Annotated in this window: 17 protein-coding genes; 4 read left to right on the top strand and 13 right to left on the bottom strand. The window is 36.5% G+C overall.

From position 1 onward, the window contains the following. Positions 1-194: 194 nt before the first annotated feature. The 13 genes from BZG01_RS18535 to BZG01_RS18475 form a co-directional block, all read right to left on the bottom strand. On the bottom strand, positions 195-1,058 hold the full coding sequence (locus BZG01_RS18535; RefSeq protein ID WP_101311336.1) for an SDR family oxidoreductase: 864 nt from the start codon (positions 1,056-1,058) through the stop codon (positions 195-197). Between the two features lie 53 nt (positions 1,059-1,111). Continuing rightward, on the bottom strand, positions 1,112-1,693 hold the full coding sequence (locus BZG01_RS18530) for a Crp/Fnr family transcriptional regulator (protein ID WP_101311335.1): 582 nt from the start codon (positions 1,691-1,693) through the stop codon (positions 1,112-1,114). 150 nt (positions 1,694-1,843) lie between these two features. Beyond that, complete coding sequence (locus BZG01_RS18525; protein WP_101311334.1) at positions 1,844-2,884, bottom strand: serine hydrolase domain-containing protein; 1,041 nt, start codon at positions 2,882-2,884, stop codon at positions 1,844-1,846. A 137-nt stretch (positions 2,885-3,021) separates the two neighbouring features. Next, on the bottom strand, positions 3,022-4,068 hold the full coding sequence (locus BZG01_RS18520; RefSeq protein WP_143470951.1) for a beta galactosidase jelly roll domain-containing protein: 1,047 nt from the start codon (positions 4,066-4,068) through the stop codon (positions 3,022-3,024). 49 nt (positions 4,069-4,117) lie between these two features. Further along, positions 4,118-5,194, bottom strand: coding sequence for a glycoside hydrolase (locus BZG01_RS18515; RefSeq protein WP_101311332.1), 1,077 nt, complete (start codon positions 5,192-5,194; stop codon positions 4,118-4,120). Positions 5,195-5,230: 36 nt separating this feature from the next. Then, positions 5,231-5,599: a hypothetical protein gene (locus BZG01_RS18510; RefSeq protein ID WP_143470950.1), complete on the bottom strand. Its 369-nt coding sequence runs from the start codon at positions 5,597-5,599 to the stop codon at positions 5,231-5,233. Between the two features lie 941 nt (positions 5,600-6,540). Further along, positions 6,541-7,227: a response regulator transcription factor gene (locus tag BZG01_RS18505; RefSeq protein WP_101311330.1), complete on the bottom strand. Its 687-nt coding sequence runs from the start codon at positions 7,225-7,227 to the stop codon at positions 6,541-6,543. Between the two features lie 30 nt (positions 7,228-7,257). Then, a complete protein-coding gene (locus BZG01_RS18500; RefSeq protein ID WP_101311329.1) occupies positions 7,258-8,802 on the bottom strand; it encodes a sensor histidine kinase in 1,545 nt (514 codons plus the stop codon). 120 nt (positions 8,803-8,922) lie between these two features. Beyond that, a complete protein-coding gene (gene arsB, locus BZG01_RS18495) occupies positions 8,923-9,996 on the bottom strand; it encodes an ACR3 family arsenite efflux transporter (protein WP_101311328.1) in 1,074 nt (357 codons plus the stop codon). 3 nt (positions 9,997-9,999) lie between these two features. Next, positions 10,000-10,422 carry an arsenate reductase ArsC gene (locus BZG01_RS18490; protein WP_101311327.1) on the bottom strand — a complete coding sequence of 141 codons (423 nt, stop codon included), beginning with the start codon at positions 10,420-10,422 and terminating at the stop codon, positions 10,000-10,002. 292 nt (positions 10,423-10,714) lie between these two features. Next, positions 10,715-11,044: an ArsR/SmtB family transcription factor gene (locus BZG01_RS18485; protein WP_101311326.1), complete on the bottom strand. Its 330-nt coding sequence runs from the start codon at positions 11,042-11,044 to the stop codon at positions 10,715-10,717. Between the two features lie 155 nt (positions 11,045-11,199). Continuing rightward, positions 11,200-12,351, bottom strand: coding sequence for an iron-containing alcohol dehydrogenase (locus BZG01_RS18480; RefSeq protein ID WP_101311325.1), 1,152 nt, complete (start codon positions 12,349-12,351; stop codon positions 11,200-11,202). Between the two features lie 42 nt (positions 12,352-12,393). Continuing rightward, entirely contained in the window at positions 12,394-13,071 is a 678-nt protein-coding gene (locus BZG01_RS18475) for a type 1 glutamine amidotransferase domain-containing protein (RefSeq protein ID WP_101311324.1), read from the bottom strand. 93 nt (positions 13,072-13,164) lie between these two features. Between BZG01_RS18475 and BZG01_RS18470 the strand changes: the two genes are divergently transcribed. The 4 genes from BZG01_RS18470 (at position 13,165) to BZG01_RS18455 (ending at position 16,557) form a co-directional block, all read left to right on the top strand. Further along, positions 13,165-14,064, top strand: a complete 900-nt coding sequence (locus BZG01_RS18470) for a LysR family transcriptional regulator (RefSeq protein ID WP_101311323.1) — start codon at positions 13,165-13,167, stop codon at positions 14,062-14,064. A 17-nt stretch (positions 14,065-14,081) separates the two neighbouring features. Further along, on the top strand, positions 14,082-14,438 hold the full coding sequence (locus tag BZG01_RS18465; protein ID WP_101311322.1) for an arsenate reductase family protein: 357 nt from the start codon (positions 14,082-14,084) through the stop codon (positions 14,436-14,438). A 133-nt stretch (positions 14,439-14,571) separates the two neighbouring features. Next, positions 14,572-14,916, top strand: a complete 345-nt coding sequence (locus tag BZG01_RS18460; RefSeq protein WP_101311321.1) for a phenylpyruvate tautomerase MIF-related protein — start codon at positions 14,572-14,574, stop codon at positions 14,914-14,916. A 330-nt stretch (positions 14,917-15,246) separates the two neighbouring features. Then, a complete protein-coding gene (locus BZG01_RS18455) occupies positions 15,247-16,557 on the top strand; it encodes an aspartate kinase (protein WP_101311320.1) in 1,311 nt (436 codons plus the stop codon). The last annotated feature ends 5 nt before the right edge of the window (positions 16,558-16,562 follow it).

Genomic DNA, 16,562 nt, shown 5'->3' with positions numbered 1-16,562 from the left:
ACTTCCTCTTTTAAATTGGCTTAAGCAAAACTTAAAATCAGCTTAAAATTTCAGTTTAGCATCATACCATTGTCTGGTTAATGGGCCGGACAACGGCAGATTGCACATTCGTTTTCCTTCCATCTGCAATGAAACCTGAACGAACTGCAAAGATCGACATTCAGCACTTTTCACACCATTCCTTACACAAAATGTCAGGCTAAGTTTTTATTTACCTGTTCGTTAAAAAAGTCTTTTAATTTGTGTTTACCGTATTGTGGTGCCTGCATATCCATTCCCATTACTGTCATAAAAAATTCAATAGGCCCGTATGTTTTTGAGTTAGTAACTGCTCGAACAGTACAAAGAGCAAATTTTCTTATCCAATCTGAAAGATGGACGATTTTTACCGGCTTCGAATAAGCTTTCAGCGCCAATTCTGCAATTTCATTTTGTGAAAGTATATCGGGACCTCCAACATTAATTTCTTTTGTTGTCTGACTTATTGCACCCACCACTATTTTTGCTAAATCCTCACCGTGAATCGGATTTAGTTTTAGTTTCCCATTGCCAAAGAGATAAACCTTTCCTCCTTTTGCCATTTTTAAAAAATCCCCCATATCAGAGAAAAATCCGTTTGGTCTGATGATGCAAAAATCCAATCCCGAAGATTTCAAATAATCGCCTAATTTTTCTTTGGCTTCACAAATTTTTAAGTTCCTAAGCTTTTCTCCGTTTAAAACCGATATATAAATGAATTTTTTCACTCCGCTTTTTTTGGCTTCATCAATTAAGTTTGCATTTGCCTGGTAATCGACATCCATATAGGTAAGGCCATCTTTTTGACGGGTAATTCCAACAGCACTAATTACAATATCTATGTCGTTACAAATACCTTTTAATGTTTCAGAATTAGTTATTTGGGCCTCAACTATTTTCAAATTATCATGCTCCAATTGAATCTTTGTCTTATCGCGAACAATAATGCTTGTATCATATCCATCTGATACTAATTTTTTGGTTATGTATTGCCCCAGATAGCCTGTTGCTCCAGCTAATAATATTCTTTGCTTTTCCATAATTTATTTTTTTCAAAAATATAGAATGAGCATTTTTTTGCTCTTGACATTCGTCAAGAATTTCCTTTAGATAGTACTCTTTTTTTTATCCTGCTTAACGTTTCAGGTGAAACACCCAAAAAAGAAGCGATGTATTGCTGCGGAACACGTTGAAATAATTCCCCATTGGTCTCCAAAAGTTCAATATACCTTTCTTCGGCCGATTTTGTAACAAATGATGCAATAATCCGTTGACAGACTATCAATTCATTTTCAGTGGCAATTCGGGCAATTAACTCAAATTTTGAAGATACTTCCAATAATTTTTTAATATTGGCTTTATCGAAAACATAAATCTCAGTTTTTTCTATTGCCTGATAATTTTCTCTTGCCGGAACATTGTATGTATAACTCTCTCCTGCACAAATAAATTGACCATCGGTGTAAAAGAAAGCAGTCCGGTCTTTCCCATCAACATTATAAAATAAACGAACACAGCCTTTGGTTACAAAGTATATTTCATTTGCTATTTTTCCTTCGGTAAAAATTATTTCGTTTTTCTCAAAATGTCTCTTTTTTACGAAAAGCAGCATGTTTTCTTTTTCATACTCGCTTAACTTGGCGTAATCTTCAATATGTCTGATTAAATATTCCATTAATTGTTCGTATCTGCTAAAATTTTGCCTAACGGTAAATTGAGTGCTGCGTTGCGGATTGCATGGCACTTTCCTTTCATGTTACGAAAAACAAAGCCGACTGCTACCGTTGAATTTACAGCTATTTCGATTATTGTTTCGATATATAGATTACGAGCTTTTTTTACTTTTCACTATTTTTACAATACGATTGTATACAATTTCCGCTAAATTCCAGTCGTATCCATCAAAGTTGGTTGTATTATTAAACTGAATGACAACTGTATCAATGTCTTTGTAGTATTTGGCAATACTCTGATAGCCAACAAGCAGACCTGTATGTTCGTACACGTAAATGGAGGAATAGATTTCCTGTTCCCCTTCATTAAACACTGAACCATCATTTAAAGCTCTTAAAAATTTACCCACATCCTCTGCAGTTGCCAGCATTAAACCTGTATATTCTGTTTTTAGATCCTCTTCAACTCCAACATAATAGCCACTCATCACATCGTCTATATCCACATCATGAAGCGAACCGAAGGTATTGTTAAGTTTGAGAGGAATCAAAATTTCTTCCTTGATATATTGCTGATGACTATAACCAAGCACTTTATCAATAAGATCCTCAATCAACATATAGTTGGTATTTGAATAACCATAATCTTCACCCGGTTCAAAGTCTGCGGGTAAATCCAGTGCGTATTCAAGTGTTTCCTGTCTGTTTTTGGGCGGTTTTTTCCAATAATCAGGATGGTCTACAAAATTGGGAATGCCACTTCGATGCTGCACCATCATTCTCAAGGTAATTTTATCAGCATTTTCAATTCTTCCCGCAAGTTCCGGAAAGTAATCAGCGAGTGTTTTATCCAAGGACAAACGTCCTGCTTTAACTAATTTAGCAACAGCAACTGCGACATATAGTTTGGTAATGCTGGCAATCTTGAATAATGCCTGCGGGTAGGCAGGAATTTTGTTTTTTCGGTCATGCCAGCCTGCGGCATAAAATTCAGGTGGCTTCCCGGCTTGATCTACATAAACAATCATTCCATCAAATCCATGATCAATGGCTTCATTTACTTGTTCCTGAACCGTGTCAGGCAGTGGCAAAATCCAAGCCTTTACCAAAATCCATGGTACGAACCACAAAGAGGATATGCTTGCAAGAATAAATGCAATTCTGAGTATTCTTTTTATTTGTTTCTTCGTCATAATATCATATTTTTCAGAACGATGCTCTTCATATCATTTATCTGTTGTTATTCGTTACTAATTCCACATAAATGACTTTTGATTTTTACATGAGATCTTTCACTTCTTCAAACGTAAATTCTAATTAAAGGTGATAATTAGTTTCGTCTTCTTCTACTGTTCCAGTAGTTGATGTAATGATCTTGTGAAATTAAGCCAATGGAACCGGTATAGATTCCGCCTCCCTGTGTGGCGTCGTAAACACGCACAACAATTCTGTTTGCTCCTTTTTTAATCAGATTTACAGGCAGATAATAACCTCTTAGCTGCTGATAAGTATTTGAATAATGCTGCACCGTTGAAGGATCAAATTCACCGGATTGGCCAACCAACACTCCGTTTACAATTACTTGATCGAGATCATCAATTTTGCCCAAAACAAGAACCATTCTCTCTGCCAAAAACTTATCATTGGCATTAAAATCGAGAACGTAACAGGCATATCCATCGTAATTTTTATAACCCTGATTCTCCCAAAATCCGGGAACAATAATATCATCCCAATTGGATGCATTTTGCAGATCTTCATGCGCATAACGCCCCGTTTTAAACTTCCATTTGCCTTGTAAATCAATATCAACAGGTATTGCACTACGGTCGATAACTACTGAAATATCACCACGGATAATGCCTCCTTCTCCCAAATCATCGTAAACACGAACGGCTACCACATTCTTTTCGCGCAGGTAGGCCGAAGGAATATTGTACACCCGGTTCGAATTGTAAGCTGTAGAATAATGGGGAGGAAAACTGCCCGATTGTCCGATTCGTATTCCATTCACAAAAACTTCATCCGCATCATCAATATTTCCCAACTTCAAAAACAGACTCTGACCTTTTAGCGAAGCCGAATAGCTAAAACTGGTTCTGTACCATGCAAATCCATCGTAACCATGAAATCCCTGATTCTCCCATGCCGAGGGAACATCAACCCGTTCCCAGTTGGAGTCATCATAATTAGGATCGGCCCATTTCGAATTGTCTCCAATTGAGAATTCCCAACGACCGTTTAAGTCAACCACTTTTTGATAATCCTGCGCTGAAATTTCACTGCCAAATACACAAACACACAGCATTACAAAAAGAAACTTCATCCATTGAATTATATGCTCACCCATTCTTATCATATCTTCTATATTGCACATTTACAAAACAGTTAGGGCTGTAAGTACAGCCCAGGAATTATTGCGGTAACTAATCAAACCAATAATCAATAAACTTTTCAAAACCCGAACGGTTGTCCTTGTACTCTCTTTTCACCATTTCCTCAGCCAGTTCGATATCGGCAATGCCGATTGGCCCCCGATAAATTCCACCTGGCCCGGTATAATCTTTAACCATCACCTCTATTACATTTACACCACTACTTTTCAGTAAGCCCTTTGGAATTTCGTAGGCCCTAAAAGTCAAATGATACGCATTCTCATACCAATTACTACCTCTTTTGTACCCCATCCATATGATTCTCTCTCCATTTAAATACACCTCGTCCTCATCATCAATCACTCCAAGAATTAAAGCTTTTCCTGAAGTGTTCAAATCCGACGGATAGTTGAATTCTTTGGTATATTTGGCTTTTCCGTCTAAATCATTATAACCCCGGGCTTCCCAAAATCCGGGAACAAATATTTTTCCTTTTCGATAAGTTACACACTTTAAATTTCCTTGATCAACAGAGTTTCCGCATTCAAAATCCCAATAGCCCGTTAGGTCTATATCCATTCTCTCCTGATCTTTATCAATAAAAATACCTACTGATCCTTGTGTAATTCCTCCATTTTGAATTCCATCATAGACTCTCACTGCAATTACGTTAGCGTCTCCTTTACGAAGCAAATTTGCTGGCACAGGATACATTCTTGGAATATCGTATGCTGTTCTCATTCTTGGCGGAAAATTACCCGATGCGCCTATTAGTTTCCCGTTCAGGTACACCTCATCCACATCATCGATATAACCCATGTATAAATAAAGGTACTCTCGGTTAAAAGCCTCCCTTATTTGAAAACTTTTACGATACCAGGCAAAACCATTGTAATCTTCATAGCCATTATCCTCCCAACTGTTAGGAACAAATACATTTTGCCAATCGGAATCATCATAATCAGGGATGGCTCTTGCAGGGTCATCCCCAATTGAAAATTTCCAGTTTCCTTCCAGATTCACCAAACTTTTCAGATTCTCAGATTGTATCTTACCCACCTGAAAAATCAAGAACAAAAGTAGAATACTTACCTTCCAAGTTTGGTTTTTACAGATCACTCTATTCATTTCTTATCTCCTCTAATTTATACAAACACTTCCGGTCTACCATCTCAGCATTTTAAATTTAACCTTAAGGGCTAATTCTTCACCAACCAGACCGGGAATCGCCTTAATTTTTGCATCCTCCATTGTTTTGCGAACGGCTTTTTTCAGTTCTTCATTAAAACCAATTACTTTACTTACCACAACCCGGTTATTTTCATTTATTGTACAACGCAAAACTATTAGTTCAGATTCTCCAAGATCAATAATATCTGCAAAATTTGTTTGCGATACTGATTTGTGGATTTTATCCAGTAAAATATTTTTCTCTTTCTCTATTTTTTGTTGATCGGGAGTTGTTGCCATTCCCAAATTTGCAGCTAACAGTAAACATACCAATGCGAAAAATGCTGTTCTTATTGTTTTCATCATCCTAATTTTAAGTTACCAATCAATTTTAAGTTTTTAAAAGAGAATGGAGTCGTACGCCCACCATTCAATCTATCTTAACTTTCTATTGGTAAAATTAGGCTACTGAAAAATCATTTGTGTCACCCCCAGGTTATAAGATGTCATCAATTGTCACCTACCTAAGTAAAAAGCTCAAAATACTAAGGATAAAGGTTTTGATGATTAAATCAATAGTAACTTCTCAAACACCCTTTCCCTGTCGAATCCGAGAAATCTACCGGAATCCATAAAAATGGGAAATCTTAAACTAAACCCCGAGCTAAAGCACAGGCAATGAATTTTTTCACTTGATACTTGATTCTTGTTACTTTGTACTTGTCACTTCTTGCTTTGCACACCCCTCTGCCTGTCGGCATCTCCCCTGAAAAGGGAGAATTTTATACTTGTTACTTTGTACTTAAAACATGATCCTTGGCTTTAAAATCCCCGAGCTAAAGCACGGGGCAATAAATATTTTCACTTGATTCTTGATACTTTGTATTTGTTACTTCTTGCTTTGCACACCCCTCTGCCTGTCGGCATCTCCCCTGAAAAGGGAGAATTTTATACTTGTTACTTTGTACTTGAAACATGATCCTTGGCTTTAAAATCCCCGAGCTAAAGCACGGGGCAATAAATATTTTCACTTGATTCTTGATACTTTGTATTTGTTACTTCTTGCTTTGCACACCCCTCTGCCTGTCGGCATCTCCCCTGAAAAGGGAGAATTTATACTTGTTACTTTGTACTTAAAACATGATACTTGACTTTAAAATCCCCGAGCTAAAGCACGGGGCAATAAATATTTTCACTTGATTCTTGATACTTTGTACTTGTTCCTTTCGACTTTCGACTTTCAGCTTTTTGACCTTTCCAGACCTTTCGACCTTTCAAGACCTTTCCAGACCCTTCCAGACTTTCTATACCACCAAGCGATAGCCAACACCATGCACGGTTAATATTATTTTTGCATGATTTGGATCCTGCTCAATCTTGTGTCTTAGCTTCAAAATAAAATTATCTATTGTTCGGGATGTTGGCTGATATTCCGTTCCCCAGATATGATCCAAAAGATCATCGCGACTAACAATCGTATTCTTGTTGTTCCACAGATAATTCAATATTTCAACCTCTTTGTGCGACATTTTCACTTCCTGCTGATCGACAAATCCTTCGAAAGAAGAAAAATTGATAGACAAATTTCCGATCTCAACTGAAGTATCGGCTTTGCCTTCTGTCCTGTTTTCTGTACGCCTTAACACTGCACGTATTCGGGCTAATAATTCGCGCAAGCTAAATGGTTTGGTTATGTAATCATCAGCGCCAAACTCCAATCCCAATACTTTATCGATCTCCTCGCCTCTTGCCGTCAGCAAAATTATTGGAGTAGAGATTCCCTTTTTGCGAGCTTGCTTACAAATATCAAATCCAGAAATTTTCGGAAGCATTACATCCAAGAGTACCAGAGAATATCCATTTCCCAAGATTTTATCCAGTCCAATTTCGCCATCCTCTGCAACATCCACCTGATATCCCTCAAACTCCAGATTATCTTTTAGTCCCATTAACATGCCGGGCTCGTCTTCCACAATTAGTATTGGTTTCATCTTTTATAATTTTATATCTCTTTTGTTTTTCTATTTCAGAGGAAAACTTAGCGTAAAACAAGTTCCGTTCTCTTTTGAGCTTTGAACAGTTATCCTTCCATTGTGCGCATCCATAATGTGCCTTACAATGCTCAAACCAATTCCCGAACCTTTTACTTTGTTTGCTAAATCACCCGAGCTTACTCTATAGAATTTATCGAAAATCAAGGGCTGATCTTTTTTAGAAATCCCTATTCCAAAATCGATCACATTGATGTTGGCAAACTCCAAGTCGGTATTGCATGCAATCTCAATCCTCCTGGTCTCCCCACTGTATTTCACGGCATTATCAATCATGTTGATAATTGCTTCGGAAACAGCTTCTTTGTCAATAATTAGCTTTGGCAACTCATCAAAAGCTTCAAATTTAATTTCAAAGCCCTTTTTATGAAGGTGCTGTCCGTAATTTTCGAGAATTGTTTCTATTTCGGCATTAATATCCGCTTCCTTAAAATGGTATTCCCGTTTACCGCTTTCAATTTTACTGAAATTAAGGATATTATTCACCATGTTCGACAAACGGTTGGCTTCGGTGTTAATCACCTTATAATATTCCTTCTTTTTTTCTTCGGATGGCAGGCGTCCCATTTCCAAGGTCTCCGAATACATATTTATCAGTGCCAACGGCGTTCTTATTTCGTGCGATACATTCGATATGAAATCCGATTTTAATTGGGTCAGCTTCATTTGTTGTCGGATGTTCCGATAAACAAACCATGCGCCCAACAAAAGAATCAGATCCATCACAATCAGCATAATTATATTGGTATTTGTTCTTTCCCGCACCAAATCCTCAATGGTATTTCCTTTCATCTGAATACCTAAATCGTAAGCAGGGAACAGCCAAATCTGTCTGCGTTGCTGAATATTCTTTTCGCCTTCATCGAAAACAACATTGGAATAAATTTCAGCATTTAACTTTTTATCAATCACCGAAATAAAAAACTGATCTTGTGCAATTCCCTGAATTTTCGGGCCCAAATTTTCTTTAATAAACTTCTTGGTATCTATAAGCAGTAGAACCGTTTCCACGGATAAAGAATCAACAGTTCGTGCAAATGCAAACAGACTTTTCCCTTTCCTGTTAAAGTCCAGAACCTCTATTTTCTGATAACCGCTTTTAATGTATTCTTGTAATCTTTCAATATTGCCCGCATTATTGGTAAAAGCATTTTCCAGATTCCTTTTGAGAATCGTGATGCTGTCTTCAGGAATTTTTTCTTTCGCGAAGAGTTGATGTTTTAAAGAATCGATCAGAAAAAAAGCATCTATCGAATAATTTTTAGACACTAATAATTTTATTTCTGTTTCGACACCATATTTTCCTTTATCGAGCTGATTGGCCCAACCACTGATAACATCGTCGGAATACTGATTGACAGAAAACAGAATGGACTCTAACTGACTGGAATAAACAGAATCAATAACTGCCTCATTTTGATTGATGTTACTGATCTCGTATGCAGAGAAAAACAAGGAAGGCAAAACCAATATAAGGGTAAGGAGTATGCCGATTTTCAATCCAGGTTTAATCATATAATTGTTTTTTGTATTTCAAATATAAGGAATATTACTCATTGTATTCAATATGATCAAAGCATAAAAAAAGTCACGGTTCCATACGAGCCGTGACTTTTTTTTATTGATAAGATTTTGTTAATTATCAGCACACTTAACAACATCTATTTTCCCTTTATAGTACTTATCTTTTAATCTCAGCGAAACATTTACCAAGGCGATTAATACCGGCACCTCAACCAGTGGCCCAATAACTGCGGCAAATGCAACACCCGAATCTATCCCAAAAACGGCAATAGCTACTGCGATGGCCAATTCAAAATTGTTACTGGCTGCTGTAAACGATAAACTAGCTGTTTTGGCATATCCTGCTTTAAATTTCTTTCCCATAAAAAAGGAAATTACAAACATGATCACAAAATAAATCACCAGCGGAATTGCAATCCGAACCACATCAAACGGCAGCTGAACAATGTATTCTCCTTTTAACGAGAACATCACAAAAATGGTAAACAGCAAGGCAAATAAGGTAAGAGGACTTATTTTAGGTATAAATTTCTTCTGATACCAATCCTTGCCTTTTGCTTTAATTCCAAAGTATCGGGTAATCATTCCGGCGAAAAATGGAATTCCCAGATAAATCATTACGCTTTCCGCAATATCTCCCATGGAAACATCAACAACAGAACCTTCCAGACCAAAATATTCAGGCAATACAGTAATGAACACATAGGCATAAACAGAGAAAAACAATACCTGAAAGATGCTGTTAAAGGCGACTAAACCGGCGGCATATTCAGGGTCTCCTTTTGCCAAATCATTCCAGACAATTACCATCGCAATACATCTGGCCAAACCTATCAATATCAATCCTGTCATGTATTCCGGATAATCCTGAAGAAAAATAATAGCCAAAGCAAACATCAAAGTTGGTCCCAAGATCCAATTCTGTACTAAAGAGAGAATCAATATCTTCCGGTTTTTGAAAACATCCTTTAGTTCTTCATATTTTACTTTTGCAAGTGGTGGATACATCATGATCACCAATCCGATGGCAATTGGAACATTTGTGGTTCCAACCGATAATTTGTTCCAAAATCCAGACATGGCAGGAAAAAAATACCCCATTCCAACACCAATTGCCATCGCCGCAAATATCCATACGGTAAGATATCTGTCTAAAAACGATAATTTCTTATTTAAAGCTCCCATGTTTTATTTTTTTAGGATGTATTCCTCATTAAATTTTGCGAAATCCCTGCGGATTTCATCACGCACTCTTCTAAATACATTGAAAATTTCTTCTTCAGTTCCCTCTGCATAAGCCGGATCGTCGAATCCAATGTGTAACCGGGTTCCAACTGGTCCAGTAAATGCAGGACAAGCATCTTTTGCTCCACCACACACTGAGATTAAAAAATCAACTCCATCTTTCAAGAATTCATCGACCATTTTTGGGCGAAATGAGCTAATATCAACTCCAATTTCAGCCATAGCTTTCACTGCCAAAGGATGTACCCGATCTGCAATTTTAGTACCTGCCGAAACAACTTCCAATTCAGGGTTAATTTCACGTAAAATTGCTTCACCCATTTGACTTCTGCACGAATTTCCGGTACACAAAACCAATACTTTCATATGCTTATTATTTTAAGTTTTTGTCATATAGCCTGTCCCGAACTTGTTTCGGGAGAACTTACCATATAATCATCTCCCTGTGTGTAGAAAGCTTTATACATGGACGTTTCATATGCTTATTATTTTAAGTTTTTACCATATGGAACTCCCAAATTACACTCACTCTCCTGTGTGCAACTCTTACATAAGGTCGTTTCATTTTTCTTCTTTAAATATGAAATGCGAAGACTTAGTTATGGGCACATTGCAGCACTCCACCTGCTCTTTTCACATTCTGATTTATATTACTTATTTATAAACAATTATTTTCTTCTTCAGGAGTTATTTCCTCCAAAAGATCACCAAATAATTGCTTCATTTTTTCAATCCCTTTTTTGTTCAAACAATACTTGATTTTTAAACCTTCAACTTCTCCCTTTATTAAACCGGCATGTTTTAAGTCTTTTAAATGCTGAGAAACAGTAGTTCTGCTCAGCGGTAGAAAGTCAGAAATATCACCTGAGATACAAGTTGGTGTTGCAGCTAAAAACTGCAGAATTGCAATTCGTGCCGGATGTGACATTACTTTTGCAATTGCAGCTATTTCTTGCTGGCCTTTTTCGAATAAATCTAATTTCCTCATAGTTTCAACAAATATCAATCTCTCTTATTTCTAATGACGCAAACATACGACATGAATTTCATTATCACAAATCAACCTGATGGATTTCACAATTTCTTAACACTAAAAAAGGCTGTACCAATTAAGATACAGCCTTTATATTTATTGAATAAGACTTACAAACGAGCCTCAAGAATTTCAGCAACATCCTTTACCTCAACATCAGGAAGCATGCCAACAAAACCTCTTTCTTCGAAACGGTTGGCAATAACATCAATACTATCCTGTCCCACATTGTGTTCGCTCAAACGGGTTTTAATTCCAACCTGATTGAAGAATGCCTCTGTTTTATCAATTGCCAGAGTCTTTTTCTCCTCATCAGAACCTTCGGTAATGTTCCAAACCCTTTCGGCATACTGAAGCAATTTTTCACTTCGCTTTTCTTTTAATTGAGTCAGTAATCCCGGCAAAACAATAGCCAAAGTCACGGCATGATCAATACCATGGAAAGCGGTCAGCTCATGACCAATCATATGAGTTGCCCAATCGCTTTTCACACCCATTCCAATCAAACCATTTAAAGCCATAGTAGCAGCCCACATTAAATTAGCTCTATTCTCATAATCAGGAGTATCCGAGGCCAATGCTTTTGGTCCTTCTTCCAACAAAGTGAGAAGTATTCCCTCTGCAAAGCGATCCTGAACAGGAGAATTTACCGGATAAGTGAGATATTGCTCCATTACATGAACATAGGCATCTACAATACCATTAGTGACTTGTCTCTTCGGCAATGAATAAGTTGTTTCAGGGTCTAAAACTGAAAATTTTGGAAACAGTAATGTATTTCCAAATGCCTTTTTTTCCTTTGTTGCTGCCTTTGTAACAACACCACCATTATTCATCTCAGAACCTGTTGCTGCCAATGTTAAAACTGCACCTAACTCAACAGCCTTGGCAATTGGTGCCCGCTTAGCCAAAATATCCCAGGCATCGCCTTCAAAGTAGGTCGCAGCCGCAATAAATTTTGTTCCATCCAAAACAGATCCGCCACCAACGGCAAGAAGAAAATCTATCTTTTCAGATTTTACGATTTCAACAGCTTTCATTAAAGTCTCGAAATGAGGATTAGGTTCAATCCCTCCAAATTCGATAATCTCATACCCTTTTAAGGCGTTCACAACCTGATCGTAAACACCATTTTTCTTAATGCTGCCACCACCATAAGTCATTAAAATCTTAGCACCTTTAGAAATGTGCTTGTTTATTTCTGCAATTTTTCCTTTTCCAAAAAGGATGTTTACCGGATTGTAAAAATCAAAATTTTCCATCTTATTTTGTTGTATTAGTTAATCTATTTTTTTCTTTATTAGTTAATCTATTTTTTTCTTTAATAATTTCACCAGTTCTTTCGCCATTTCTAAGTCCGAAGCAGGGTTTTGTCCTGTGATTAATCTGCCGTCAACCACCACATATTGCTGCCAATTTGCAGCACAAGAATAATTAGCGCCCTTTTCAACCAAGGCTGTCTCTAATAGAAAAGGCACTTTTTGATCCGTTCCTATTGCTTCCTCTTCTTTATTGCTAAAAGCAGTCAGGTTTTTACCATCAATCAAAAAAGAACCATCGGCTAACTTTACATTGAGTAATCCTGCTCCACCATGACAAACCGCACAGACAACCCCGCCTTTATCGTAGATTTCTCCGGCTATTTTTGCAATTGTTTCGCAATTTGGTAAATCAAAAGCAACGCCATGTCCTCCCGGAAAATAAATCGCATCATAGTCATTTGAGTCAATTTCCTCAGGAACTTTTGAAGAGTAAAATTTTTCGCTTGCTGTTTTATCTGCAAAAAAAGATTTCACTTTAGCGGCATCCAAATCGCATTGCTTTGCAGGAACAACTCCTCCTTTAGGAGAAACAAAATCAATTTCCACTCCATTTTTCAGCAAATAAAAATACGGAACTGCAACTTCCAATACATAGCAACCGGATTCCCAACCGGAAGCATCTTTAAAATGGCTGGTTACTGCGAATAAAACTCTACTCATGGTTCTTATTTATTATTTAGACAAAGTTAAAGTCTGTTCTTCTATAAAAAAAGTTATTCTTTTTATACATTTATATAAAATAATTTATATCATATGTTGAATCTGGAATGGTACCGAACCTTTAAAGCAATCTATGAACGCGGCACCTTAACCGGCGCCGCAGAAAGTTTGCTGATTACCCAACCAGGTGTTAGTCAGCAACTTTCTTCGCTGGAAGCTTATATGGGAGTTAAGCTGTTTGAGCGAAAACCACGAAGAATGCTTCCTACCCCCAATGGAATTCAATTGTATAATCAGATTGAAGAGGCAATTATTCAACTTGAAAAAACCGAAGAGAATTTTAAGCGAAAAACCCTGTTAAACAGACCTAAAATAAAGATTGGAATGTACTTGGAAGTATTCCACTATGCCTTTGCCCCAATTTTAAACCAACTTGAAATGGATGTAGAATTTCTTTTTGGTGAAACAGAAGAATTGCAGGATAAATTGTTTCGAAAACAACTTGATTTACTCATCACTACAGATCAAAGTAATTATAAGGATATAAGATACGCTCCATTCTGCAAAGAAGAATTACTTCTTATCAGCAGTAAAAATTTAGATACCATTCCTTTTAATCAATTCGTATATGAAAGAAAGATGGATGAAGCCGAAAAGTGGCTCTCCGAGCAAGATTGGTATTCTTATTCTCACAAAATGGAAACCATAAAATCATTTTGGGCTGATAATTTTAAGAAGCATCCTTATTTCAGACCAAGATACGTAATCCCTAATTTGAATGCCATTCTCGATGCCATTCAACACAACAATGGATTGTGTTTACTGCCTTTTAGTATGTGTAAAGATTTAATTGAGAAAAAAGAAATTAAAGAAGTGTGGCAGGGAGTAAAAACGACTTATTCCACAAAATACTTTGCCTTACAAATGCAAAGTAAAAACCTAAAGCAGGCAGAAGAAATAATTCAGATTATTACCAATAACACAAATCAGTAACAATATAAACTAAGACTATGAGAAAAATATACCATCTATCAAGTTGTTCAACTTGTAAGAGAATCATTAAAGAACTAAATCCGGATGCCGGTTTTATACTACAGGATATAAAAACAGAAAAAATAACTGAAGAACAGCTAAATCTGATGGCCGAATTATCCGGCAGTTACGAAAGCTTGTTCAGTCGCAGGGCAATTAAATACAAAGAACTCAATTTAAAAGAGAAGAATCTAAGCGAAAAAGAATACAAAAATTATATATTGAACGAGTACACATTTTTAAAAAGACCAGTTCTAATTATTGGAAAGAAAATTTTTGTAGGAAACTCTAAAAAAGTAGTAGAAAGTGCTGAAAAAGAGCTGCAAAAAAAATAGAAAAGCATTTCCCTAATTTTGTAATTCTCTTATTTAATAATAACTTAAGCGTCCCAACCAAGTTTTTTTTCTTGATAAATTAATACTCATCAGTTATTATTCACGAGTAATTTTAATCTTAAAACTTTTAGCTATGCCTTATTTAAAAGTTCAGACAAACAAGAGCTTTTCAAGCAAAAAACAACAAATTTTCCTAAAAGAATGCTCAACTTTAATATCGATGGAATTAAGTAAACCTGAGAAATATGTAATGACTGCATTTGCTCCAAAAGTTGAAATGACTCTTGGCGGAAGTGAAGAACCTTCTCTGTTTCTGCAATTAAAAAGTATTGGTTTGCCGGATACTAAAACAAAAGATCTATCCAATAAGTTTGCTTGTTTGGCTGCCGAAAAGTTAGAGATAGCAAAAGACCGGGTTTATATTGAATTTATGGATGTTCCCAGAGGTTTCTGGGGCTGGAATGGGATCTTGTTTTAGTGTAATTATTTCTTTATTAGTTAATATTTTAACAAATTGAATAATTTCAATTGGATTAATAAATAATTTTACACAACTTTACCCCGTCAAATAAAAAAAAATAAATGATGGCAATTGCATTAAAATACAAGAAGCATTATAAACGCAATAAACGTTTTTGACGTTGTATGATGTGAATTGATGTAAAGCTATCGGATAAGAGATATAAGCCTGCAGAAATTCTGCAGGCTTTTTTTGAGAAAAATAAAAGAACCACAAGCTGAAAGTATTGTCTTTAGCTTAAACATCATCCATTTCCGAAAGAAATGGCAAAACTAAAATTATTAATCAATGAAAGTTTTAAAATTTGGTGGTACCTCGGTAGGATCGCCCGAAAGAATTAAAAATCTTGCGCAACTGGTTCAAAGTGATGAATCCAGAATCATAGTTCTGTCAGCCATGGCCGGAACAACAAATTCTCTGGTTGAGATAGCCGATCTTTTGTATAAACGGGAGATGGAACAGGCTGATGAAAAAATCACGGAGCTGGAAGCAAAATACAGAGTGCGAATTGAGGAACTATTCACAAGCAAAAATGGAAAAGACAAGGGAAATGAGCTAATCACATCTCATTTTAATTACATTCGCAACTTTGTTTACCGCAGTTTTACGGCACTTCAGGAAAAAGCAATTCTTGCACAAGGTGAATTAATTTCAACCGCATTTTTTCATTACTATTTAACTGAAATTGGTGTTAATTCAGTATTTCTTCCTGCACTTAATTTCATGCGGATTGATAAGGACGGAGAACCTGATTCATACTATATCAAAGAAAATCTGGAACGTGAACTCGCTCAATATCCCAATCAAAAACTTTTTATTACTCAAGGCTTTATCTGTAGAAATACGTATGGCGAAGTTGATAATTTAAAGCGTGGAGGAAGTGATTATTCTGCCTCTTTAATTGGTGCTGCCCTGCAATCGGAAGAGGTTCAAATATGGACCGATATAGATGGTTTTCACAATAACGATCCCCGCTTTGTTGAAAATACCAGAGCTCTTAAACAATTGTCTTTTGACGAAGCTGCCGAGCTTGCTTATTTTGGGGCTAAAATTATGCACCCTTCAAGCATCATGCCATGCAAACAATTTAGTATTCCTGTTCGTTTAAAAAACACACTGAGTCCATCGGACGAAGGAACTCTAATTACCGACGATTTGGTTGGAAAAGGAATTAAGGCAATTGCTGCAAAAGATGGGATTACGGCAGTAAAAATTAAATCGGGAAGGATGCTTTTAGCTTATGGATTTTTGCGTAAAGTGTTCGAGATATTCGAGATATACAAGACTCCAATTGACATGATTACAACCTCGGAGGTAGCCATTTCGCTCACAATAGATGATGATACTCATCTCTCTGAAATAGAATCGGAATTATTGAAGTTTGGTATTGTAGAGATAGATCAGGATCAATCGATAATTTGTATTGTTGGTGATTTTATATCCGAATCGGCAGGCAGTGCTAAAAAAGTACTGGAAGCACTTGAGTCTATCCCATTGCGAATGATTTCCTACGGAGGCAGCAAACACAATATTTCCGTTTTGGTAGATCAAAAGAATAAAGTAGCAGCCCTTCAGGCATTAAGTAATCATTTATTTTAGTTGTT

Origin of the sequence: Labilibaculum manganireducens, from assembly GCF_002843385.1 — a bacterium.
GTDB lineage: Bacteria > Bacteroidota > Bacteroidia > Bacteroidales > Marinifilaceae > Labilibaculum > Labilibaculum manganireducens.
This window is presented reverse-complemented; position numbering and strand designations above follow the sequence as displayed.